This is a genomic window from Cupriavidus sp. BIC8F (assembly GCF_032465815.1).
In the GTDB taxonomy this organism is placed as follows: domain Bacteria; phylum Pseudomonadota; class Gammaproteobacteria; order Burkholderiales; family Burkholderiaceae; genus Cupriavidus; species Cupriavidus necator.
Genome location: NZ_CP136094.1, coordinates 597,720 through 618,288, shown reverse-complemented (window position 1 = coordinate 618,288; position 20,569 = coordinate 597,720). Strand labels below are relative to the sequence as shown.

Below are 20,569 nucleotides of genomic sequence, written 5' to 3'. Positions count from 1 at the left end.
CCGGTGCGCATGGCGGTATGCTTGGGCTACCTAGAGGAGTCTGCCATGAGCAATGTCTACCAGTTCGAAGCCAACTCGCTGGCCGGCCAGCCGGTACCGCTGTCGCAGTTCCAGGGCAAGGTGATGCTGGTCGTCAACACCGCCAGCGAATGCGGGTTCACGCCGCAATACGAGGGGCTGCAGAAGCTCTACGACGAATACCACGGGCGCGGCCTGGAGGTGCTGGGCTTCCCGTGCAACCAGTTCGGCAAGCAGGAGCCGGGCGACGCGCAGCAGATCGGCCAGTTCTGCGAATCGCGCTTTGCGGTGCGCTTCCCGATGTTCGCCAAGATCGACGTGAACGGCGCCGACGCCCATCCGCTGTACCAGTGGCTGACCACGGAAAAGCGTGGCGTGCTCGGTACCCAGGGCATCAAATGGAACTTCACCAAGTTCCTGCTGCGCCGCGACGGCACGGTGTTCAAGCGCTATGCGCCGACCACCAAGCCCGACGAGCTGCGCGCCGATATCGAGAAGCTGCTGTCCGACCCGGCTGCCTGAGCGGGACTAGGTGCCGCTGGCGCGCACCGCGCGCAGGAAACCATTGAGCGAGCGGTCGGGCGTTTCGTGGAAATGGTCGTCCAGCATGCGGATGGCGCGGCAGCGGTCCAGCCGGAAGCTGCGGTAGTCAGTGCGCGTGGTGCACCACGCCGCCAGCAGCCAGGCATTGCCCCAGAAGAACAGGCCCAGCGGCATCACCACGCGTTCGGTGATGCGCTGCTGCACGTCGCAGTAGTCGAGCAGCAGCAATTTCTGCTCGCCCAGCGCGCCGTGCACCACGTCGAAGGCCTCGCGCACATGCGCCTGGTTGACGTATTCCGGCGCGAACACGCGGCTTTGCTGCGCCGCCAGCCGGCGCGGCGGCGGCAGCGCAGCCATCAGTTTTTCCAGCGCGGGATCGGCCGCGGCGGCCAGCGCGCCGCCGCCCCAGGCCTTCAGGAGGCGCAGGCCGGCGACCAGCGCTTCCACTTCCATGGCGGTGAACATCAGCGGCGGGACATCGAAGTCCGCGCGCAGCCGGTAGCCGATGCCGGCCTCGCCTTCGACCGGCACGCCTGACAGCGACAGCGCCTGGATATCACGGTAGACGGTGCGTTCCGACACCCCGAGCCGCTGCGCCAGCAGCGCCGCCGTGGTCAGGCGGCGGCCGCGCAGCACCTGCACGATCTGGAACAGGCGGTCGGCGCGGCGGCTCATCGGGGGTGGCTGGCCATCGGGGTCAACCGGCCACGGGCTCGTGCAGCCCGATGCGGTTGCCTTCGCTGTCGGTGATATGGGCGATGCGGCCGATCTCGCCCGGCAGGCGCAGCGGCCCGAACACGGTCTTGCCGCCGGCGCGCGCGGCGCGCTCCAGCAGCACATCCAGTTCCGGCGCATGCAGGTATGGCACCGCGCCGTAGTAGTTGCTGGGGCGGTAGCCGTCGCCGGCCACCAGTGCGCCGCCCGGGTCGGGGTGGGGGAACACGGCCATGTCGACCTGGCTCATGGTTTCGCGGCGCAGCTGGATGTCGAATACCTGCTCGTAGAAGCCGACCGCGCGGTTCATGTCGACGACGGGGATTTCCAGCCAGTTGATCAGACGATTGCTCATGACAGACTCCTTGGTTCCAAGTGAAGGGGAGTGAGGAGTTCGCATCATGCGCGGGGGCTGCTGACAGCGTCCTGTCAGGAGCGTGTCAGTGTGGCATCCACGCCGCCATCACCGGCACCATGATCGCCGTCAGCACGCCGTTCAGGCCCATGCCCAGCGCGGCAAAGGCGCCGGCTTCCTGGTTGACCTGGAAGGCCCGCGCGGTGCCGATGCCGTGCGCCGCCACGCCGGTGGCGAAGCCGCGCACGCTGTAGTCGCGGATGCGCAGCAGGTTCAGCACGCTGGTGGCGCTGATCGCGCCGATGATGCCGGTGGCCATCACCAGCACCGCCGTCAGCGACGGCAGCCCGCCGATCTTCTCGGCCACGCCCATGGCGATCGGGATCGTCACCGACTTGGGCGCGAGCGAGCGCACGGTCTCGGGCGATGCGCCCAGCAGCCAGGCAATGCCCACCGCCGACACCACCGCCACCACCGAGCCCGCCACCAGCCCCGCCAGCAGCGGGAACACATGGGTGCGCAGCTTGGGCAGCTGCAGGTACAGCGGCACCGCCAGTGCCACCGTGGCGGGCCCCAGCAGGAAGTGCACGAACTGCGCGCCGTCGAAGTAGGTCTTGTAGGGCGTGCCGGTGACGGTCAGCACCGTGACCAGCAGCGCCACCGCGATCATCACCGGGTTGGCCAGCGGCGAGAAGCGCGAACGCTCATAGATGCGGAAGGCAAACACGTAGGCCAGCAGCGTGGCGGTCAGCCCGACCAGCGGGCTCGCGGCCAGGTAGACCCAGATCTCGTTGAGGCGGGGCGTCATCATGCCTGCTCTCCTTTCGCATCGGTGGGCGGGACATCGGCGCGCTTGCGCATCAGCATGCGCGTGACCACGGCGGTGGTGGCGATGGCCAGCCAGGTGGACACCACCAGCGCCACCAGGATCGGCATCCATTCGCCCTCGATGCGGTTGGCATGGACCATGATGCCGACGCCGGCCGGCACGAACAGCAGCGACAGGTGCTTGAGCAGTTCAGATGTGGTGCCCTGGATGATGGGCAGCAGGCGGTCGTCGAAGACGAGCCAGCCGAACAGCAGGATCATGCCCAGCACGGGGCCGGGCACGGGCAGGGTCAGCGCGTAGCTGATCACCTCGCCGACGGACTGGAAAACCAACAGGATTGCAAAGGTCTGGAGCATGGGGGGCGTGGCGTTTGGTCGCAGGTGCGCGGCGCGCGTCCGGAAGGGATGCACGCATGCCGCCCATGCTGCCCGCCCGCCCGCGCTAGCCGAGCATCTTGTCGACCAGTTCGATCCAGTGCATCACCGGGGTGCCGGTGCCGCTCTGCAGGTGCGAGATGCAGCCGATATTGGCCGAGACGATGGCTTCGGGCTGCGTGGCCTGCAGTTTGGCAAGCTTGTCGTCGCGCAGGCGGTAGGCCAGTTCCGGCTGCAACACCGAATAAGTGCCTGCCGAGCCGCAGCACAGGTGGCTGTCAGCGCAGAGTTTGACTTCGACGCCGAGGCCGGTCAAGAGCGCTTCGACTTTGCCGCGGATCTGCTGGCCGTGCTGCAGCGTGCAGGGCGGGTGGTAAGCCACGCGCCGGTTGTCGCGCGGGACCGCGCCGGCCAGGGTGTGCAGCTCGTCGGCAAAGTCCGGCAAGACTTCGGACAGGTCGCGCGTCAGCGCCGATACGCGGCGGGCGCGCTCGGCGTACTTCGGATCGTTGCGCAGCAGGTGGCCGTAGTCCTTGACCATCGCGCCGCAGCCCGAGGCGGTCATCACGATGGCTTCGGCGCCGTCCTCGATATGCGGCCACCAGGCGTCGATATTGCGGCGCATATTGTCGAGGCCGCCGTCGTGGTCGCCGGTGTGGAAGCGGATCGCGCCGCAGCAGCCGGCTTCGCGCGCCACCAGCAGTTGTACGCCGACACGGTCGAACACGCGCGCAGTGGCGGCATTGATGTTGGGCGACATTGCCGGCTGCACGCAGCCGTCGAGCAACAGCATCTTGCGTGCATGCACATTGCGCGGCCAGGTGCCGGGCGCGGCGGTGCTGGACGGCGCCGGCACCTTGTTGCGCAGCGTGCCCGGCAGCAGCGGCCGCACCATCTGGCCCAGGCGCAGCGCCGTGCCGAACAGCGCCGGGCGCGTCAGCCCCTCGCGCAGCACCCAGCGCGCGATGCGCTCGCGGGCGGGGCGCTGCACGCCTTCGGCCTCGAGCTTGTCGTCGACCAGCTTGCGGCCGATATCGACCAGGCGGCCGTAGCGCACGCCCGACGGGCAGGTCGATTCGCAGTTGCGGCAGGTCAGGCAGCGGTCCAGGTGCAGGCGCGTGCTTTCGGTGATGGCATGGCCTTCCAGCACCTGTTTCATCAGGTAGATGCGCCCGCGCGGGCCGTCCAGTTCATCGCCGAGCAACTGGTAGGTGGGGCAGGTGGCGGTGCAGAAGCCGCAATGCACGCAATTGCCGACGATGGATTTGGCTTCCTCGCCTTCGGGCGTGTTGCGAAGAAAATCGGCCAGGTTCGTTTGCATGGTGTGGGGAGGTTGTGCCTGGAGTTGTCTGGACCTGCCGGATCAGAGCCCGGGGTACATGCGCTGCGGGTTGAAGATGCCGGCCGGGTCGAAGGTCTCTTTCAGGCGGCGGTGGATCGCGGCCAGCGGCGAGGCCAGCGGCGTGAACACGCCCACTGACTTGTCGCCGTTGCGGAACAGCGTGGCATGGCCGCCGGCAGCCTGCGCCACGGCGCGCACGCTTTCGGCATCGGTCTTGTCAGCGCCGTCCTCGGGCAGCCACCAGCGCTGGCCGCCCCCCCATTCGATCAGCTGTGGGCCGGGCAGCTCCAGCGGCGCGGCGATGGTGGGCACCGCCAGGCGCCACAGCGCGCGGCCCGCCTGGGCGGGGGCGAAGAACGGGTGGGTCTGCTCGCGCAGCGATTGCCACAGCGCCGCGGCTTCTGCAGCGTCCACGCGCTCGCCGCCCAGCCTGGCGCACGCGGCACGCACGGCGGCGGTGGCGCCGGCCAGGCGCACATGCAGCACGCCCGCGTGCCAGGCCGAAGATGCCAGCGGCAGCGGCTGGCCGCCCCACCGGTTCAGGTGCTCGATGGCATCGGCCTGCGCCAGCTCGAAGCGCAGCGTGGCCTCGTCGAACGGTGCCGGCAGCACCTTGACCGATACCTGCAGGATCAGTCCGAGCGTGCCGAGCGAGCCCGCCAGCAGCCGCGACACGTCATAGCCCGCCACGTTCTTCATCACCTGGCCGCCGAAGTCCATCACCTCGCCGCGGCCGTCCATCAGCTGCGCGCCCAGCATGAAGTCGCGCAGCGCGCCCACCGACTGCCGGCGCGGGCCCGACAATCCCGCGGCCACGGCGCCGCCCAGCGTCGCGGTGCTGGGCTGGCCCGGCAGTGCGAAATGGGGCGGTTCGAAGGCCAGCATCTGGCGCTTTTCGGCCAGCGCCGCCTCGATCTCGGCCAGCGGCGTGCCGCAGCGCGCGGTGATCACCAGCTCGGCCGGGTCGTAGTCGACGATGCCGGCATAGGCGCGCGTGTCCAGCAACTGGCCCGCGGCGGGCTGGCCGTAGAAGTCCTTGCTGCCGCCGCCGCGCAGCCGCAGCGCGGTGCGGGTCTCGGTGGCTTGCCTGACGGCGTCGCGGATGGCGTCGAGGGTGGCTTGCATATGCGTCGTGGGGTAGGGAAGGCCGGCTCAGGAGCCGGCAGGTCCGCCGGGCACTTCCGGCCGGTCGTTCTGGTATTCGGGCAGCTGGCTGCCGCAATGCTTGCAGTAGCCGGCGTCGGGTTCGTGGCCCTCGGTCAGGCAATGGGTGCAGGTGCGCGTGGTGAGTGGCCGCTTCAGGATGCTGGCGGCCAGCTCGGCGCCGACGATGCCGGTGGGGAAGGCGATGATGCCGTAGCCCAGCAGGATGGTCAGCGAGGTGATGAACTGCCCCAGCGGGGTCTTGGGCACCATGTCGCCGAAGCCCGTGGTGGTCAGCGTCACCACCGCCCAGTACATGCTGACCGGGATGCTGGTGAAGCCGTGCTGCGGACCTTCCACCACGTACATCACCGTGCCCAGGATCACGGTGATGATGAACACCGTCCCCAGGAACACGAAGATCTTGCGCCGGCTGTTGACCAGCGCGCGGTACAGGATCTCGGCCTCCTCGAAGTACACGGTCAGCTTCAGGATCCGGAACACGCGCAGCAGCCGCAGCAGGCGCACGTCGATCAGGAAATGCAGCTCGGGCAGGAAGAACGCCAGCCAGGTCGGCATGATCGAGACGAAGTCGATGATGCCGTAGAAGCTGAACACATAGCGCCACGGCCGGCGCACCACCAGGATGCGCATCACGTACTCGGCCGTGAAGAACAGCGTAAACATCCATTCCAGCACGGTGAACAGCCGCCCCAGGCGGTTGCTCACCGCGGGCAGGCTGTCGAGCATCACCACCATCACGCTGGCGACAATGGCCAGCAGCAGCGCGACATCGAAGAGCCGGCCCTCGCGGGTATCGGCCTCGAAGATGATGGTGTACCAGCGCAGGCGCCAGCCGGTCTCGGGCTGGCCCAGGCGCTGGCGGATGAACGCTTCCTGGTGCTGGCGTCGGCGTGGGCTGGACATGGCGTGGCTCAGAAGCGCGGCAGCTCTGGGTGCGGCAGCAGGCCCCGCTTCACATGCATCTTGCCGTACTCCGCGCAGCGCGCCAGCGTGGGGATGGCCTTGTCCGGGTTGAGCAGCCGCGCCGGGTCGAAGGCGGCCTTGACGCCGAAGAAGGCATCGCGCTCGGCGGGCGAGAACTGCACGCACATCGAGTTGAGCTTCTCCACGCCCACGCCGTGCTCGCCGGTGACGGTGCCGCCCAGCTCGACGCAGGTTTCCAGGATGTCGGCGCCAAACAGCTCGGCGCGGTGCCATTCGTCCTGGTCGGCGCCATCGAACAGCACCAGCGGGTGCATGTTGCCGTCGCCGGCATGGAACACGTTGATGCAGCGCAGGCCGTACTTGCGCTCCATGTCCTCGATGCGCCTGAGCAGCGTGCCGATGTGCTTGCGCGGGATGGTGCCGTCCATGCAGTAGTAGTCCGGCGAGATCCGCCCGGCGGCGGGGAAGGCGTTCTTGCGGCCGCTCCAGAAGCGCAGGCGCTCGGCCTCGTTCTGCGAGACCACGATGCGGGTGCAGCCGGATGCCGTCAGCACCGCGCTCATGCGTTCGATTTCCTCGGCCACTTCTTCCGGGGTGCCGTCGGATTCGCACAGCAGGATGGCGGCGGCATCCAGGTCATAGCCCGCATGCACAAACTGCTCGACCGCGGCGGTGGCGGGCTTGTCCATCATTTCCAGCCCGGCCGGGATGATGCCGGCGGCGATCACGTCCGCCACCGCATTGCCGCCTTTCTCGACATCGTCGAAGCAGGCCATGATCACCTGCGCCAGCTGCGGCTTGGGGATCAGGCGCACCGTGACCTCGGTGACCACGGCCAGCATGCCTTCGGAGCCGATCAGCACCGCCAGCAGGTCCAGGCCCGGAGAATCGGGGGCCTCGGAGCCGAACACTACCACCTCGCCCTCCATCGTCACCGCGCGCACGCGCAGCACGTTGTGCACGGTCAGGCCGTACTTCAGGCAGTGCACGCCGCCTGAGTTCTCGCTGACGTTGCCGCCGATGGTGCAGGCGATCTGCGAGGACGGGTCCGGCGCGTAGTACAGGTTGTGGGGTGCGGCGGCGTCGGAGATCGCCAGGTTGCGCACCCCCGGCTGGACCACCGCGGTGCGCGAGTACGGATCGACCGACAGGATGCGCTTGAACTTGGCCAGCGACAGCACCAGGCCCTCGGCGATCGGCATGGCGCCGCCCGACAGGCTGGTGCCGGCGCCGCGTGGCACCACCGGCACGCCCAGCTTGTGGCACAGGCGCAGGATCGCGCAGACCTGTTCCTCGGTGTCGGGCAGGGCCACGGCCATTGGCACCTGGCGGTACGCGGCCAGGCCGTCGCATTCATAGGGGACGGTGTCTTCCGGCTTCCACAGCAGCGCGGCATCCGGCAGGATCTGCGCCAGGCCGGCCAGCAGCGCGCTGCGGCGGCCTTCGGCCGTGGCATGGGCGCCGTCGGGGGCGATGGTTTGGGCTTCGTGCGGGGCATTCATGAACGACTCCTGTGGGGCCTCCTGGATGGCGGCCGGTGCGCGGCCTGCCGGTCGCGGCAATGCAGGGCCTGCCGCGGGGGACGGGTGACTATAGCGCAGGGCACCTGGTGCGGGCACCACGGGAGACGTGAATTCCGCATGGCAGGCCGATCAAAAATGCTCATCATGGCTGCGCGGGAAATCACGCCTGGCATGGGACGCAAGTCCAGCGTACACCGCGGCGCGGGTGCAGGGAAGGCGGCCCGGCCGGACTCAGCGTGCCGGCGGCTGCGGCAGGAAGCAGACCATGTCGAGCTTGTCGTGGAAGTGCGGCGCGACGTACAGCGCATCCGGCTCCAGCCCCGTGCGCACGAAGCCGAGCGACTCATACAGGCGCACCGCGCCCGCGCTGCCGGCATTGACGCACAGCGTCACCTGGCGCACGCCCGGCATGGCGGCGGCCTGTTCCATGGCCCGCTCCATCAGCGCGCGGCCGAGCTTGCGGTCGCGCCAGCCCGGGGCCACGTACATGCCCCAGATAAAGGCCTTGTGCCGGTGCTTGGCGTTTTCCTCGCGCATCACCCCGACCACGCCGGCCAGCGCGCTGCCATCGGTGCCGTCAACGAAGGCGCCGAACACGGCCTTGCCCTCGGTCGCGGCCAGGCGCCCGGCAACGATTTCCAGCGGCCGGTCCTGTTCCTCCTCCAGGCTGGAAGCGAAGGCCTCCGGCGCTTCGGCCAGGCCTTGCAGCCGCAGCGCCTGGAAGGCGGCGGCATCGGCGGGGGTCAGCAGGCGGATTTCCATGGGATCGGTCTCCTACCAGTCCAGGCTCAGCAGCCAGTCGACGAAATAGCGCGCCTCGGGCTTGAGCGGGGCCTGTTCGCGCTCGACGATGTAGTAGCCATGCGGCGAGACCGATTCCACATCGAGCAGCCGCACCATCTGCCCCAGCGACAGCCAGTGCCGAGCCATGCGCTGGCGTACCAGCGCCACGCCCTGGTTGGACGCGATCGCCTCCAGCATCAGGCCGATGTCATTGAACTGCGGCCCGGTCTGCGGCTCGGCCCAGTCCAGCCCGGCGGTCTCGAACCACGGCTTCCACGGCTCCAGCGGGCTGCGCAGCAGCACCAGGCCGTGCAGGTGCTCGGGCCGGGTGATGGCGCGGCCGTTGACGCGCTCGTAGTACTCGCGGCCGCAGGCCGGGAACACCGGCTCGACCAGCAGCCGGGTGGTCTTCAGGTCGGGGTAGCGGCCGGTGCCATAGCGGATCTCGACATCGGTGTCCTCGGCCTTGACGTCCAGGAACGGGATCGCCAGGTGCAGCTCGAGGTCGACATGCGGATACAGCGCGCCGAACTCAGGCAGGCGCGGCACCAGGTGCTGGCGCCCGAAGGTGGGCGGGATCGCCACCCGCAGCCGGGTGCGCAGCTTGTTGTACTCGGGCCGCGCCAGCTCGTTGAGCGACTTGAGCGCATCCTGCACGTTGCGCAGGTAGCGCGTGCCGGCGGCGGTCAGCCGCAGCGCCGCGTTGGCGCGCACGAACAGGTCTTCGCCCCACAGCTCCTCAAGATTCTTGATGCGGTGCGAGACCGCGCTGGGCGTGACCGACAGCTCTTCGGCCGCGCGCGCGAAGCTGCCCAGGCGCGCCGCCGCCTCGAAGGCGATCAGCAGGTGCAGCGGCGGGACGCGGTTGAACATGGAGGCCATCTGCCCGGTACGCCTTACTGCGTGCCCGCGCGCGTGGCGCTGAAGATCTTGCCCGGGTTCAGGATGTGGTTGGGGTCCAGCGCGTCCTTGATCGCGCGCATCAGGTCGAGCGCATCCTCGCCGTGCTCCTCCACCAGGAAGCGCTGCTTGTGCAGGCCGACGCCGTGCTCGCCGGTGCAGGTGCCGCCCATCGCCAGCGCGCGCTCGACGATGCGCTGGTTGATGGCCTCGGCCTCGGCCATTTCCTCGGGCTTGTCGGGGTCGACCAGGATCGCCACGTGGAAGTTGCCGTCGCCGACATGGCCGACGATGGGGCAGGGCAGCGCCGAGGCGTTCAGGTCCTTCTCGGTCTCGGTGACGCAGTCGGCCAGGCGCGAGATCGGCACGCACACGTCGGTGGTCACCGACTTGCAGCCCGGCTTGAGCTGCAGCATGGCGAAGTAGGCGGTATGGCGCGCGTTCCACAGCCGGCTGCGGTCCTCCGGGCGCGTGGCCCATTCAAAGCCCTGGCCGCCGTGCTCGGCGGTGATCTGCTGCACGGTCTCGGCCTGCTCGCGTACGCCGGCCTCGGTGCCGTGGAATTCGAAGAACAGATGCGGCGTTTCCGGCAGGGTCAGGTTGTCGTGACGGTTGATGGCGCGGATCGCCAGCGCATCGACAAACTCCACGCGCGCCACCGGCACGCCCAGCTGGATGGTCTGGATCACCGCCTGCACCGCGCTGCCCATGCTGGGGAAGGCGCACACCGCGGCGGAGATCGCTTCCGGCTGCGGGTAGAGCCGCACCGTCACCTCGGTGATGATGCCGAGCGTGCCTTCGCTGCCGATAAAGAGCCGGGTCAGGTCATAGCCCGCCGCCGACTTGCGCGCCTGCGTGCCGGTGCGTACCACGCGGCCGTCGGCGGTCACCACCGTCAGCGCCAGCACGTTCTCGCGCATGGTGCCGTAGCGCACCGCGTTGGTCCCGGAGGCGCGCGTGGCGCACATGCCGCCCAGCGAGGCGTCGGCGCCCGGGTCGATCGGGAAGAACAGGCCGGTGTCCTTGATTTCCTGGTTCAGCTGCTTGCGCGTGACGCCGGGCTGCACGGTCACGGTCAGATCCTCGGGCTGCACTGCCAGCACGCGGTTCATCTGCGACAGGTCCAGGCTGATGCCGCCTGCCACGGCCAGCAGATGGCCTTCCAGCGACGAGCCGGCGCCATACGGGATCAGCGGCACGCCATGCTGGTTGCACAGGCGCGCCACCGCGGCCACTTCCTCAGTGCTGTGGGCGAAGACCACGGCGTCAGGCACGGCCGGCGGGAACGGGGATTCATCGCGGCCGTGGTGTTCGCACACGCCGGCGGAGGTGGTGAAGCGGTCGCCAAAGCGAGCCGCCAGGGCGTCGCTGCAGGCGGGCGGCAGCGGACGGCGGGCGAGGGTGGCGGGCGGCGTGGGGTGGTTCATGCGGGTCTCCGGCGGGTCGGCGCGACGGTGGTGCCGGCGGCGCTCCGGAGCAAGCTCCGGTCTGGCCGGCAGGGGCGCGACCCGGTGATCGAATGGACGATGAATGGGGGCTACCGGCATTCTACGCCGCGCGGCGGCTCATGCACCCTGGCGGGGCGCCGCGGCGGCCGGCGGCCGGCAGGTACTGGCCGATAGCCGCACGGCAAGCGCCGGGACACAAGAGCTTGGCCCGCCGAGGCGGTCCGGCGCGATAATGCGTCTTTCCCCCTGGCGCCCCGCGTTGCAGGGCGGACCACGACTACCACACGCTTACGAGGAGACCGGCATGGGCCACCGCCTGTCCAAGATTGCCACCCGCACCGGCGACGCCGGCACCACCGGCCTGGGCGACGGCAGCCGCACCGGCAAGGACAGCCTGCGCATCGCCGCCATCGGCGACGTCGATGAGCTCAACTGCCACGTCGGCGTGCTGCTGACCGAGGCCCTGCCGGACGACGTGCGCGCCGCGCTGCTGCATATCCAGCACGACCTGTTCGACCTGGGTGGCGAGCTGTCCATCCCGGGCTACACCCTGCTCAAGCCTGAGCAGGTGGCGCAGCTCGACACCTGGCTGTCCGACTACAACGCCAACCTGCCGCGGCTGGCCGAATTCATCCTGCCCGGCGGCAGCCGCGCCGCGGCGCAGGCCCATGTCTGCCGCACCGTGTGCCGCCGTGCCGAACGCGCGCTGGTGGCGCTGGGAGCGGCCGAGCCGCTGAACGAGGCGCCGCGCCAGTACCTGAACCGGCTGTCGGACCTGATGTTCGTGCTGGCGCGGGTGCTGAACCGGGCCGGGGGCGGTTCGGACGTGTTGTGGCAGCGCGATCGCGACGCGCCTGGAGGTATCGAGTAAGCCACTTGCGACGGCCGCGCCGCGCCGCCGGCTTAACCTGCGGCAGTGGATGCCGTTGAAAGCGTGCAGAAACCGAGAAAATTACTCGGATTTGCCGGTTCTGCCCTTGAAAAGCCCCCGGACGGCCACATTTCGGCCTCAGGTTGAATTGCAGCCGCGCGGATAGCGCTGGCTCAAGAGGAGAGAATAAATGGGTAAGATCATCGGTATCGACCTCGGTACCACCAATAGCTGCGTCGCCATCCTGGAAGGCAACACCCCCAAGGTCATCGAAAACTCGGAGGGTGCCCGCACCACCCCGTCGATCATCGCCTACATGGAAGACGGCGAGATCCTGGTCGGCGCGCCGGCCAAGCGCCAGGCGGTCACCAACCCGCGTAACACGCTGTACGCGGTCAAGCGCCTGATCGGCCGCAAGTTCGAAGAGAAGGAAGTCCAGAAGGACATCGGCCTGATGCCGTACTCCATCGTCAAGGCCGACAACGGCGACGCATGGGTGTCGGTGCGCGACCAGAAGCTGGCCCCGCCGCAGGTTTCCGCCGAAGTGCTGCGCAAGATGAAGAAGACGGCCGAGGACTACCTCGGCGAGCCGGTGACCGAAGCCGTGATCACCGTGCCGGCCTACTTCAACGACTCGCAGCGCCAGGCCACCAAGGACGCCGGCCGCATCGCCGGCCTGGACGTCAAGCGCATCATCAACGAGCCGACCGCGGCTGCGCTGGCGTTCGGCATGGACAAGAACGAGAAGGGCGACCGCAAGATTGCCGTGTATGACCTCGGCGGCGGCACCTTCGACATCTCGATCATCGAGATCGCGGACGTGGACGGCGAGAAGCAGTTCGAAGTGCTGTCGACCAACGGCGACACCTTCCTGGGCGGCGAAGACTTCGACCAGCGCATCATCGACTACATCATCAGCGAGTTCAAGAAGGACCAGGGCGTGGACCTGTCCAAGGACGTGCTCGCGCTGCAGCGCCTGAAGGAAGCCGCTGAAAAGGCCAAGATCGAACTGTCGAGCTCGCAGCAGACCGAGATCAACCTGCCGTACATCACGGCCGATGCCTCGGGTCCGAAGCACCTGAACCTGAAGATGACCCGTGCCAAGCTCGAATCCCTGGTGGAAGAGCTGATCACGCGCACCATCGAGCCGTGCCGCATCGCCATCAAGGACGCGGGCGTCAAGGTCGGCGACATCGACGACGTGATCCTGGTCGGCGGCATGACCCGCATGCCCAAGGTGCAGGAACAGGTCAAGGAGTTCTTCGGCAAGGAAGCGCGCAAGGACGTGAACCCGGATGAAGCCGTGGCCGTCGGTGCCGCGATCCAGGGCTCGGTGCTGTCGGGCGACCGTACCGATGTGCTGCTGCTGGACGTGACGCCGCTGTCACTGGGGATCGAGACCCTGGGTGGCGTGATGACCAAGATGATCACCAAGAACACCACCATCCCGACCAAGCATGCGCAGGTGTTCTCGACCGCCGACGACAACCAGCCGGCGGTGACCATCAAGGTGTTCCAGGGCGAGCGTGAAATGGCCTCTGGCAACAAGCTGCTGGGCGAGTTCAACCTGGAAGGCATTCCGCCCGCAGCGCGTGGCACGCCGCAGATCGAAGTGTCGTTCGACATCGACGCCAACGGCATCCTGCACGTGGGCGCCAAGGACAAGGCAACCGGCAAGGAAAACCGGATCACCATCAAGGCGAACTCGGGCCTGTCGGAAGACGAGATCCAGCGCATGGTCAAGGACGCCGAGGCCAATGCCGAGGAAGACAAGAAGGCCCGTGAGCTGGCTGACGCCCGCAACCAGGCCGACGCGCTGATCCACTCGACGAAGAAGGCGCTCACCGAATACGGTGACAAGCTGGAAGGCGGCGAGAAGGAAAAGATCGAAGCCGCGATCAAGGAACTGGAAGACGCCGCTCGCGGCGGCGACAAGGCCGAGATCGACGCCAAGGTCAACGCGCTGTCCGAAGTCAGCCAGAAGCTGGGCGAGAAGGTCTACGCCGACATGCAGGCCAAGGCCGGCGAAGGTGCCGCGCCCGGTGCTGCCGGTGCCGGCGCGGCCGGTGGCCAGCAGGCGCAGCCGCAGGACGACAACGTTGTGGACGCCGAATTCAAGGAAGTCAACGACAAGAAGTAATCGGGACACGCGGGCGGCGGTGCAGGCACTGGCCGGCACCGCTCCCGCCCCGACGCCGGGCGCGGCCATCGGACCCAGCGGGAAACCGCCGTCGGATGCCTCGCTCGGCTTTTTTGCTATTCGCCGGTATCGCGTTGCATGCGCGTGCCGGCCAAAAGGGTTTGAGCCACCATGGCAAAACGTGACTATTACGAAGTGCTCGGGGTAGGCAAGAACGCGAGCGACGACGAGATCAAGAAGGCTTATCGCAAGCTCGCGATGAAGTACCACCCGGACCGCAATCCGGAGGGCAAGGACGGCAAGATCGCCGAGGAAAAATTCAAGGAGGTCAAAGAGGCCTACGAGATGCTTTCCGACCCGGAGAAGAAGGCAGCCTACGACCAGTACGGCCATGCCGGTGTGGATCCGAACATGGCGGGCGGCTTTGGCGGCGCGCAGGGCTACGGCGGTTTCGCCGAGGCCTTCGGCGATATCTTCGGCGACATCTTCGGCCAGCAGGCCGGTGGCCGCCGCGGTGGCGGCGGGCCGCAGGCCTATCGCGGCGCCGACCTGCGCTACAGCATGGAGATCTCGCTGGAGCAGGCCGCGCACGGCCACGAGGCTCAGATCCGCGTGCCGCACTGGGACGACTGCGACCACTGCCACGGCAATGGCGCGGAGCCGGGCTCGAGCGTGGAAACCTGCCCGACCTGCCACGGCGCCGGCCAGGTGCGCGTGTCGCAGGGCTTCTTCACCATGCAGCAGACCTGCCCGAAGTGCCACGGCAGCGGCAAGTTCATCCCCAAGCCCTGCACCAAGTGCCACGGCCAGGGCAAGCTGAAGTCGCAGAAGACGCTGGAAGTGAAGATCCCGGCCGGCATCGACGAAGGCATGCGCATCCGCTCGTCGGGCAACGGCGAGCCGGGCATCAACGGCGGCCCCCCGGGCGACTTGTACGTGGAAGTTCACATCAAGCAGCACCCGATGTTCGAGCGCGACGGCGACGACCTGCACTGCCAGATGCCGATCTCCTTCGCCACCGCAGCGCTGGGCGGCGACCTGGAAGTGCCGACGCTGAGCGGCAAGGCCACCTTCCCGGTGCCTGAAGCCACCCAGTCCGGCAAGACCTTCCGCCTGCGCGGCAAGGGCATCAAGGGCGTGCGCTCCGGCTATCCGGGCGACCTCTATGTGCATGTGAACGTGGAGACGCCGGTCAAGCTGACCGAGGCGCAGAAGGACATGCTGCGCCAGTTCGACCGCTCGGTGCATGAGGGTGGCTCGCGCCACAGCCCGCAGGAGCAATCCTGGCTGGACAAGGTGAAGAGCTTCTTCAGCTGACCGGGTTTGCAGTATCGGACCGGCCACGTGCGAGCGTGGCCGGTTTTGTTTTTGGCGCGCGATAATGCCAGGGTTGTCCCCGCCGCTTCTTTTCAGACGATTTCCCCGTGGTAGCAAGCATCCAGCCCCCGACCTCACCCCCGGTATCCCCGGCCTCTCCCCCGCGAGCGGGAGAGGGGAGCACGCAGCCAGGGGGAGAAGAGGTCTTCGCTCTTCTCGACGACGCCACGGCCCCGGCGGCGCAAGCCGCATCACGCCTCTACACCGGCCTCATCCGCGAAGACGTGCTGCCCGCCGGCAGCGACATCGCGCAGCTCGACACCATGCTTGCCGACGGCTGGCGCCAGGGCTGGCATGCCACCCTGTTTGCCCCCTACGAATTCGGCGGCGCACTGGTCGATGCCCCGGTGCATACCGGTAACGAGATGCCGTTCCACGACGGCGCGCTGCGCCTGCTGTGGTTCCGCAACCTGCGCCGGCTCGATGCCGCGGCGGTCACTGCGTGGCTGCAGTCGAAAGCCGACCCCAAGCCAGCGGGCCTGATGGACGTGGCCTCCGATACCTCCCGCGAGGCCTTCGACGACGCCATCGCCCGCATCCACCAGTGGATCGAGGCCGGCGACACCTACCAGGTCAACTACACCCAGCGCCTGCGCTTCGATGCCTTTGGCGACCCGGTGGCGCTGTACGCCGCGCTGCGCGCCGCGCAGCCGGTGCCGTATGGCGTGCTGGCCAGCCTGCCGGATGGCGCCACGGTGCTGTCGCTGTCGCCCGAGCTGTTCGTGCGCCACGACGGCCAGGGCCACCTGCTGACCCGGCCGATGAAGGGCACCGCGCCGCGCTCGGGCGATGCCGTGCGCGATGCGCAGGCCGCTGCCGCGCTGGCCGCCGATGCCAAGAACCGCGCCGAGAACGTGATGATCGTCGACCTGCTGCGCAACGACCTGGGGCGCATCGCGCAGCCGGGCAGCGTGGCGGTGCCGGAGCGCTTTGCGGTGCAGCCGTTTGGCGCGGTGCTGCAGATGACCTCTACCGTGACCGCGACAGCGCGGCTCGGCACGCGCTTTGGCGCGCTGATGGCGGCGCTGTTCCCGTGCGGCTCGATCACCGGCGCGCCCAAGCGGCGCACCATGCAGATCATTGCCGAACTGGAAGATACGCCGCGCGGGCTGTACACCGGAGCGATCGGCTGGATCGATGCGCCGGCCGGTGATGCCGCAGCCGGCCGGTTTGCGCTGTCGGTGGCGATCCGCACGCTGGTGCTGGCACCCGCCGCGGCCAACGGCCTGCGCGCCGGCGAGATGGGCGTGGGCGGCGGCATCGTCCATGACAGCGTGGCGGCTGAGGAGTTTGCCGAATGCGGCTGGAAGGCGCGCTTCCTGACCCGGCACGACCCCGGCTTCACGCTGTTCGAGACCATGCGCGTGCAGGACGGCGAATGCCGCTACCTGGCGCGGCACCTGGCGCGGATCGGGGCCTCGGCGCTGGCATTTGGTTTTGCCTTCGATGCCAACGCGGCGCGCGCGGCCGTGGCCGCACAGGTGGCGCAACTGGGCGCAGGCACGTGGCGCCTGCGCCTGAGCGTGGACAAGGCCGGCACGCTCGCGTTTGCCAGCGGCGCGCTGGCGCCCTTGCCGCCGGGGCCGGTCGGGATCGACATTGCCGCCGATCCGTTGCTCGCCGCCGACCCGCTGCGCCGCCACAAGACCAGCGCGCGCGCGGTGTTCGATGCGGGCTGGCAGACCGCCGAGCGTGCCGGCGGCTTTGACCGGCTGTTCTTCAACACGCGCGGTGAACTGCTGGAAGGCGGGCGCAGCTCGGTCTTCATCCGCATCGATGGCCGCTGGCTGACGCCGCCGCTGTCGGCCGACATCCTGCCCGGCGTGATGCGCGCGGTGGTGCTGTACGAAGGCGGGGCGGCGCTGGGCGCCCCCCGCGATGCGGTGACGGAAGCCGTGATCACGCGCGCGATGCTCGCGCGCGCCGAGGCCATCGTCCTGGTCAACGCCTTGCGCGGTGCGATGCCGGCGACGCTGGGCCAGTAAGCGGGAAACTTAGAACCCGTTTCACCATGAAAAAGGGACGCGTTCAAGCCAGGCGCGGCGCAGGCTAGGCGCGGGCCGCCGGCCTTGGTCATTCCAAGGTCAAGGCCCGCAACGACGCATGCGCCGCGCCTGGCTTGAACCCGCAGGGAAGGCTGCCGCCGGGCCGCATGGCGTCGTTGCGGCCTCCTTGCGTGGAATAACCACGCCGCGTCGGGCGCGCCTAGCCCTGCGGCCCGGCAGCAGGGCTAGGCGCCCCTTTTTCATGGTGAAACGGGTTCTTAAGGGTGGTGCGTGTCCAGCACGCCGTCGCCCAGCTTCCAGCGCACCACGCCCGGCAGGTTGATCAGCTCGCGGTCGTGGCAGATCATTACCACGGTGCGGCCTTCGGCGGCCAGGTCGCCGACCAGCCCAATCACCTGCTCACGCGCATGGCCGTCCAGGCTCGAGGTGGGCTCATCCAGCAGCAGCAACTCCGGCTCCAGCACCTTGGCGCGCGCCAGTGCCACGCGCTGGATCTCGCCGCCGGACAGGTATTCGGGCGCGGTGTCCTGCAGGTGCGACACGCCGGCCCAGCCCAGCGCCTCACCCACGCGGCGGGCGATCTCGTCGCGCGGCATCCCGCGTGCGTGCAGGCCGTAGGCAATGTTTTCGCGCACCGAGGTGCGGAACAGGTAAGGGTGCTGGTGCAGGTAGGCGATGCGCTGGCGCAGCGCCGGCGGCAGCGGGGAGAGGGGTGCTTCGTGCGCCTGGCCCCGGGCGTCGGTCCACTGCGCGCTGGCGCCGGGTGCCGGCTCCAGCCCGGCCAGCATGCGCAGCAGCGTGGTCTTGCCGGCGCCGTTCATGCCGGTCAGCACGATCGCGGTGGCGCGCGGGATCACCAGCCTGTCGATGGCAAAGAGCTTGCGCAGACCGATGGTGCGCGCCAGCCCGCGCACGGTCAGCAGCGGGCTGTGGTCATGGGCAGCGGCGGGGGTCATCGGCGGAAGCCTCCGGCACCCTGCAGCCAGGCCATGCCGATATTGACCAGCAGCGCCAGCGCCACCAGCACGATGCCCAGCGCAATGCCCTGCGCGAACTCGCCCTTGCTGGTTTCCAGCGCAATGGCCGTGGTGATGGTGCGGGTGGAGCCTTCGATGTTGCCGCCAATCATCAGCGCCGAGCCGACCTCGGCAATCACGCGCCCGAAGCCGGCGACCACCGCCGCCATCAGCCCGAAGCGCAGTTCGCGGATCACGGTCACGAAGGTGCGCCAGCGGCCTGCGCCCAGCACCCAGGCGGTTTCGCGCAGGCGCACGTCGGCGCCCTGCAGGGTCGACAGCGCAAACGCCAGCACCACCGGGAAGCCGATCACCGCCTGCCCCAGCACCATGCCCGCCGGCGTGAACAGCAGGTGCAGGCTGCCCAGCGGGCCCTGGCGCGTCAGCAGCAGGTAGAGGATCAGCCCGACCAGCACAGTCGGGAACGACAGGAAGGCCTGCGCCACCACCACCACCGCGCGCCGGCCCGGGAACTGCCGCGTCGCGATCAGCCAGGCGGCGGCGATCGCCGGCACCGTGGCCAGCGCCAGCCCCAGCACCGCCACCATCAGCGAGGTCCAGACGATGAACCACAGGCCGGCGTCGCCGCTGGCCAGCAGGCGGAAGGCGTCGGCGGTGGCGGTGCCGATCTCCACCGGATCAGGCGGAGAAGGTGTGCTCGGCGGCGGGGAAGCTGCCGTCCTTGACGGCGGCCACATAGGCGCGCACGGCTGCCTCGATCGAGGTCTGGCCGTCCATGAAGTTGCGCACGAACTTGGCCTTGCGGCCCGGGTAGATATTGAGCATGTCCTGCAGCACCAGCACCTGGCCGGTGCAGTCCGCGCCCGCGCCGATGCCGATGGTGGGCACCGTCAGCGATTGCGTGATCTCGCCGGCCAGCGCCGCGGGCACCGCCTCCATCAGCACCACCTGCGCGCCGGCGGCCTGCAGCACCAGCGCGTCGCGCTTGAGCTGGGCTGCGCCGGCGTTGGTCTTGCCCTGCACCTTGAAGCCGCCCAGCGCGTGCACCGACTGCGGCGTCAGGCCGATATGCGCGCAGACCGGGATGCTGCGCTCGACCAGGAACTTGACGATCGGCGCCAGCCAGTCGCCGCCTTCGAGCTTGACCATCTGCGCGCCGGCCTTCATCAGCGTGACCGCGCTGGCAAACGCGGCCTCAGGCGTGGGATAGGTGCCGAACGGCAGGTCCGTCAGCAGCAGCGCGGTCTGGTTGCCGCGCGCCGCGCATTCGGTGTGGTAGGCCATCTGTTCCAGCGTGACCGGCAGCGTGGTCTGCTGGCCCTGCATCACATTGCCCAGCGAATCGCCGACCAGGATCATTTCCACGCCGCAGTAGTCGAGCAGCGCGGCGAAGCTGGAGTCGTACGCGGTCAGCATGGCGATTTTCTCGCCGGCGTCACGCATCGCCTGCAGTTTGGGAATCGTGATGGTCTTGCGGGAGGGATCGAGGAGGTAGCTCATGGCAGTGCCCATATAGGACGGTTTTGCCGGTGCCGGGAGGGCCGCCCGCACGGCAACGACAGCCGTCGTTATTGTGTTGGGTCTGGCAGGCGTGGCCTGTCAGGGCGCAGCGAGATTGAGAAAGGCCTTGCGGCCGCGCATGTTTTCGATGCGCGACAGTAGTGTACGGAAATCGTCATCATTGTCCACCGGATTGAAGTGGGCGGTGTCGACCACCAGCACCGGGGCGTCGTCGTACCGGTGGAACAATTCGCCGTAGGCGCCGGCCAGGCGCTGCAGGTAGTGTTCGTCGATGCCGGCCTCGCCAGGCTCGCCGCGGCGCACGATGCGCTCGCGCAAGAGCGACGGCGTGGCCTGCAGCACGATCACCAGGTCGGCGCGCTGCGGCGGCAGGTCAAGGCGTGCGGCGATGGCGTCGTAGAGCGCCAGTTCGTCGTCGGACAGCGTCAGCGCCGCGTGCAGCCGGTCCTTGGCCATCAGGAAATTGGTGACCATGCGCTGGCAGGCCAGCACCCCCGCCTGCCACTGCTGCAGCTGCACCGCGCGCTGGGTCAGGCACCACAGCTGCAGCGCCAGCGCATGGCGCGCGGGATCGCGGTAGAAGGGTTCGAGGAAGGGGCTGCGGCGCGCGCTGTCGGGCAGTTCCTGGGCCTGCAGCGTGCGCGCCAGGCGTTGGGCCAGAGAGGTCTTGCCGGATCCGACGGGGCCTTCGACGACGATGCGGCGCAGGTGATCGAGCATGGCGCTCCGGGATTCAGTGGGGTGGATGGCAGCGCTG

The 20,569-nt window shown here is 68.8% G+C and carries 20 protein-coding genes; 5 read left to right on the top strand and 15 right to left on the bottom strand.

What is annotated here, in order from left to right; translation table 11 throughout:
* Positions 1 to 45: 45 nt before the first annotated feature.
* Complete coding sequence (locus RS901_RS02835) at positions 46 to 540, top strand: glutathione peroxidase (RefSeq protein ID WP_316151432.1); 495 nt, start codon at positions 46 to 48, stop codon at positions 538 to 540.
* A 6-nt stretch (positions 541 to 546) separates the two neighbouring features.
* Here the strand turns inward: RS901_RS02835 and RS901_RS02830 are convergent, their stop codons facing one another.
* The 11 genes from RS901_RS02830 to RS901_RS02780 all read right to left on the bottom strand — a co-directional run bounded on the left by RS901_RS02830 (position 547) and on the right by RS901_RS02780 (position 10,899).
* The gene (locus RS901_RS02830) at positions 547 to 1,236 is read right to left on the bottom strand and encodes a YafY family protein (RefSeq protein ID WP_316151431.1); all 690 of its coding nucleotides are present in this window, start codon (positions 1,234 to 1,236) and stop codon (positions 547 to 549) included.
* 22 nt (positions 1,237 to 1,258) lie between these two features.
* Positions 1,259 to 1,630: a VOC family protein gene (locus tag RS901_RS02825; RefSeq protein ID WP_316151430.1), complete on the bottom strand. Its 372-nt coding sequence runs from the start codon at positions 1,628 to 1,630 to the stop codon at positions 1,259 to 1,261.
* 85 nt (positions 1,631 to 1,715) lie between these two features.
* Complete coding sequence (locus tag RS901_RS02820; protein ID WP_013957927.1) at positions 1,716 to 2,441, bottom strand: LrgB family protein; 726 nt, start codon at positions 2,439 to 2,441, stop codon at positions 1,716 to 1,718.
* Positions 2,438 to 2,815, bottom strand: a complete 378-nt coding sequence (locus tag RS901_RS02815; RefSeq protein ID WP_316151429.1) for a CidA/LrgA family protein — start codon at positions 2,813 to 2,815, stop codon at positions 2,438 to 2,440. The genes RS901_RS02820 and RS901_RS02815 overlap by 4 nt, the downstream gene beginning before the upstream one ends.
* A gap of 85 nt (positions 2,816 to 2,900) precedes the next feature.
* Positions 2,901 to 4,154, bottom strand: coding sequence for a glycolate oxidase subunit GlcF (glcF, locus tag RS901_RS02810; RefSeq protein ID WP_316151428.1), 1,254 nt, complete (start codon positions 4,152 to 4,154; stop codon positions 2,901 to 2,903).
* A 42-nt stretch (positions 4,155 to 4,196) separates the two neighbouring features.
* Positions 4,197 to 5,300 carry a glycolate oxidase subunit GlcE gene (glcE, locus tag RS901_RS02805; RefSeq protein ID WP_316151426.1) on the bottom strand — a complete coding sequence of 368 codons (1,104 nt, stop codon included), beginning with the start codon at positions 5,298 to 5,300 and terminating at the stop codon, positions 4,197 to 4,199.
* Between the two features lie 27 nt (positions 5,301 to 5,327).
* Positions 5,328 to 6,245 carry an ion transporter gene (locus RS901_RS02800; protein ID WP_316151425.1) on the bottom strand — a complete coding sequence of 306 codons (918 nt, stop codon included), beginning with the start codon at positions 6,243 to 6,245 and terminating at the stop codon, positions 5,328 to 5,330.
* An 8-nt stretch (positions 6,246 to 6,253) separates the two neighbouring features.
* Positions 6,254 to 7,768 carry an FAD-linked oxidase C-terminal domain-containing protein gene (locus RS901_RS02795; protein WP_316151424.1) on the bottom strand — a complete coding sequence of 505 codons (1,515 nt, stop codon included), beginning with the start codon at positions 7,766 to 7,768 and terminating at the stop codon, positions 6,254 to 6,256.
* A gap of 252 nt (positions 7,769 to 8,020) precedes the next feature.
* Positions 8,021 to 8,551: a GNAT family N-acetyltransferase gene (locus tag RS901_RS02790; protein ID WP_316151423.1), complete on the bottom strand. Its 531-nt coding sequence runs from the start codon at positions 8,549 to 8,551 to the stop codon at positions 8,021 to 8,023.
* A 12-nt stretch (positions 8,552 to 8,563) separates the two neighbouring features.
* Positions 8,564 to 9,454, bottom strand: coding sequence for a LysR substrate-binding domain-containing protein (locus tag RS901_RS02785; protein WP_316151422.1), 891 nt, complete (start codon positions 9,452 to 9,454; stop codon positions 8,564 to 8,566).
* Positions 9,455 to 9,468: 14 nt separating this feature from the next.
* Complete coding sequence (locus tag RS901_RS02780) at positions 9,469 to 10,899, bottom strand: FAD-binding oxidoreductase (protein ID WP_316151421.1); 1,431 nt, start codon at positions 10,897 to 10,899, stop codon at positions 9,469 to 9,471.
* Positions 10,900 to 11,224: 325 nt separating this feature from the next.
* On the opposite strand from RS901_RS02780, the gene RS901_RS02775 reads away from it, so the two are divergent.
* The 4 genes from RS901_RS02775 to RS901_RS02760 all read left to right on the top strand — a co-directional run bounded on the left by RS901_RS02775 (position 11,225) and on the right by RS901_RS02760 (position 17,293).
* Positions 11,225 to 11,791: a cob(I)yrinic acid a,c-diamide adenosyltransferase gene (locus tag RS901_RS02775; RefSeq protein WP_316151420.1), complete on the top strand. Its 567-nt coding sequence runs from the start codon at positions 11,225 to 11,227 to the stop codon at positions 11,789 to 11,791.
* Between the two features lie 190 nt (positions 11,792 to 11,981).
* Positions 11,982 to 13,931 carry a molecular chaperone DnaK gene (gene dnaK, locus RS901_RS02770; protein WP_316151419.1) on the top strand — a complete coding sequence of 650 codons (1,950 nt, stop codon included), beginning with the start codon at positions 11,982 to 11,984 and terminating at the stop codon, positions 13,929 to 13,931.
* A gap of 171 nt (positions 13,932 to 14,102) precedes the next feature.
* Positions 14,103 to 15,248 (top strand): molecular chaperone DnaJ, encoded by a 1,146-nt coding sequence (dnaJ, locus tag RS901_RS02765; protein WP_316151418.1) that lies wholly within the window; start codon positions 14,103 to 14,105, stop codon positions 15,246 to 15,248.
* Positions 15,249 to 15,355: 107 nt separating this feature from the next.
* Positions 15,356 to 17,293, top strand: a complete 1,938-nt coding sequence (locus RS901_RS02760; protein ID WP_316151417.1) for a bifunctional anthranilate synthase component I family protein/class IV aminotransferase — start codon at positions 15,356 to 15,358, stop codon at positions 17,291 to 17,293.
* A 278-nt stretch (positions 17,294 to 17,571) separates the two neighbouring features.
* On the opposite strand, the gene RS901_RS02755 is transcribed toward RS901_RS02760, so the two are convergent.
* The 4 genes from RS901_RS02755 to RS901_RS02740 all read right to left on the bottom strand — a co-directional run bounded on the left by RS901_RS02755 (position 17,572) and on the right by RS901_RS02740 (position 20,532).
* Positions 17,572 to 18,270: an energy-coupling factor ABC transporter ATP-binding protein gene (locus RS901_RS02755; protein WP_316151416.1), complete on the bottom strand. Its 699-nt coding sequence runs from the start codon at positions 18,268 to 18,270 to the stop codon at positions 17,572 to 17,574.
* Complete coding sequence (locus RS901_RS02750; RefSeq protein WP_316151415.1) at positions 18,267 to 18,965, bottom strand: ABC transporter permease; 699 nt, start codon at positions 18,963 to 18,965, stop codon at positions 18,267 to 18,269. Before RS901_RS02750 ends, RS901_RS02755 begins: the two co-directional genes overlap by 4 nt.
* 4 nt (positions 18,966 to 18,969) lie before the next feature.
* Positions 18,970 to 19,791, bottom strand: a complete 822-nt coding sequence (panB, locus tag RS901_RS02745) for a 3-methyl-2-oxobutanoate hydroxymethyltransferase (protein WP_316151414.1) — start codon at positions 19,789 to 19,791, stop codon at positions 18,970 to 18,972.
* Between the two features lie 99 nt (positions 19,792 to 19,890).
* Entirely contained in the window at positions 19,891 to 20,532 is a 642-nt protein-coding gene (locus tag RS901_RS02740; protein WP_316151413.1) for a deoxynucleoside kinase, read from the bottom strand.
* Positions 20,533 to 20,569 lie beyond the last annotated feature (37 nt).

What these genes read in the sequence shown, in the direction of transcription:
- RS901_RS02835 (WP_316151432.1), top strand. Translation starts at nt 46, where the DNA reads ATGAGCAATGTCTACCAGTTCGAAGCCAACTCGCTGGCCGGCCAGCCG.
- RS901_RS02830 (WP_316151431.1), bottom strand. Translation starts at nt 1,236, where the DNA reads ATGAGCCGCCGCGCCGACCGCCTGTTCCAGATCGTGCAGGTGCTGCGC.
- RS901_RS02825 (WP_316151430.1), bottom strand. Translation starts at nt 1,630, where the DNA reads ATGAGCAATCGTCTGATCAACTGGCTGGAAATCCCCGTCGTCGACATG.
- RS901_RS02820 (WP_013957927.1), bottom strand. Translation starts at nt 2,441, where the DNA reads ATGATGACGCCCCGCCTCAACGAGATCTGGGTCTACCTGGCCGCGAGC.
- RS901_RS02815 (WP_316151429.1), bottom strand. Translation starts at nt 2,815, where the DNA reads ATGCTCCAGACCTTTGCAATCCTGTTGGTTTTCCAGTCCGTCGGCGAG.
- glcF (WP_316151428.1), bottom strand. Translation starts at nt 4,154, where the DNA reads ATGCAAACGAACCTGGCCGATTTTCTTCGCAACACGCCCGAAGGCGAG.
- glcE (WP_316151426.1), bottom strand. Translation starts at nt 5,300, where the DNA reads ATGCAAGCCACCCTCGACGCCATCCGCGACGCCGTCAGGCAAGCCACC.
- RS901_RS02800 (WP_316151425.1), bottom strand. Translation starts at nt 6,245, where the DNA reads ATGTCCAGCCCACGCCGACGCCAGCACCAGGAAGCGTTCATCCGCCAG.
- RS901_RS02795 (WP_316151424.1), bottom strand. Translation starts at nt 7,768, where the DNA reads ATGAATGCCCCGCACGAAGCCCAAACCATCGCCCCCGACGGCGCCCAT.
- RS901_RS02790 (WP_316151423.1), bottom strand. Translation starts at nt 8,551, where the DNA reads ATGGAAATCCGCCTGCTGACCCCCGCCGATGCCGCCGCCTTCCAGGCG.
- RS901_RS02785 (WP_316151422.1), bottom strand. Translation starts at nt 9,454, where the DNA reads ATGGCCTCCATGTTCAACCGCGTCCCGCCGCTGCACCTGCTGATCGCC.
- RS901_RS02780 (WP_316151421.1), bottom strand. Translation starts at nt 10,899, where the DNA reads ATGAACCACCCCACGCCGCCCGCCACCCTCGCCCGCCGTCCGCTGCCG.
- RS901_RS02775 (WP_316151420.1), top strand. Translation starts at nt 11,225, where the DNA reads ATGGGCCACCGCCTGTCCAAGATTGCCACCCGCACCGGCGACGCCGGC.
- dnaK (WP_316151419.1), top strand. Translation starts at nt 11,982, where the DNA reads ATGGGTAAGATCATCGGTATCGACCTCGGTACCACCAATAGCTGCGTC.
- dnaJ (WP_316151418.1), top strand. Translation starts at nt 14,103, where the DNA reads ATGGCAAAACGTGACTATTACGAAGTGCTCGGGGTAGGCAAGAACGCG.
- RS901_RS02755 (WP_316151416.1), bottom strand. Translation starts at nt 18,270, where the DNA reads ATGACCCCCGCCGCTGCCCATGACCACAGCCCGCTGCTGACCGTGCGC.
- panB (WP_316151414.1), bottom strand. Translation starts at nt 19,791, where the DNA reads ATGAGCTACCTCCTCGATCCCTCCCGCAAGACCATCACGATTCCCAAA.
- RS901_RS02740 (WP_316151413.1), bottom strand. Translation starts at nt 20,532, where the DNA reads ATGCTCGATCACCTGCGCCGCATCGTCGTCGAAGGCCCCGTCGGATCC.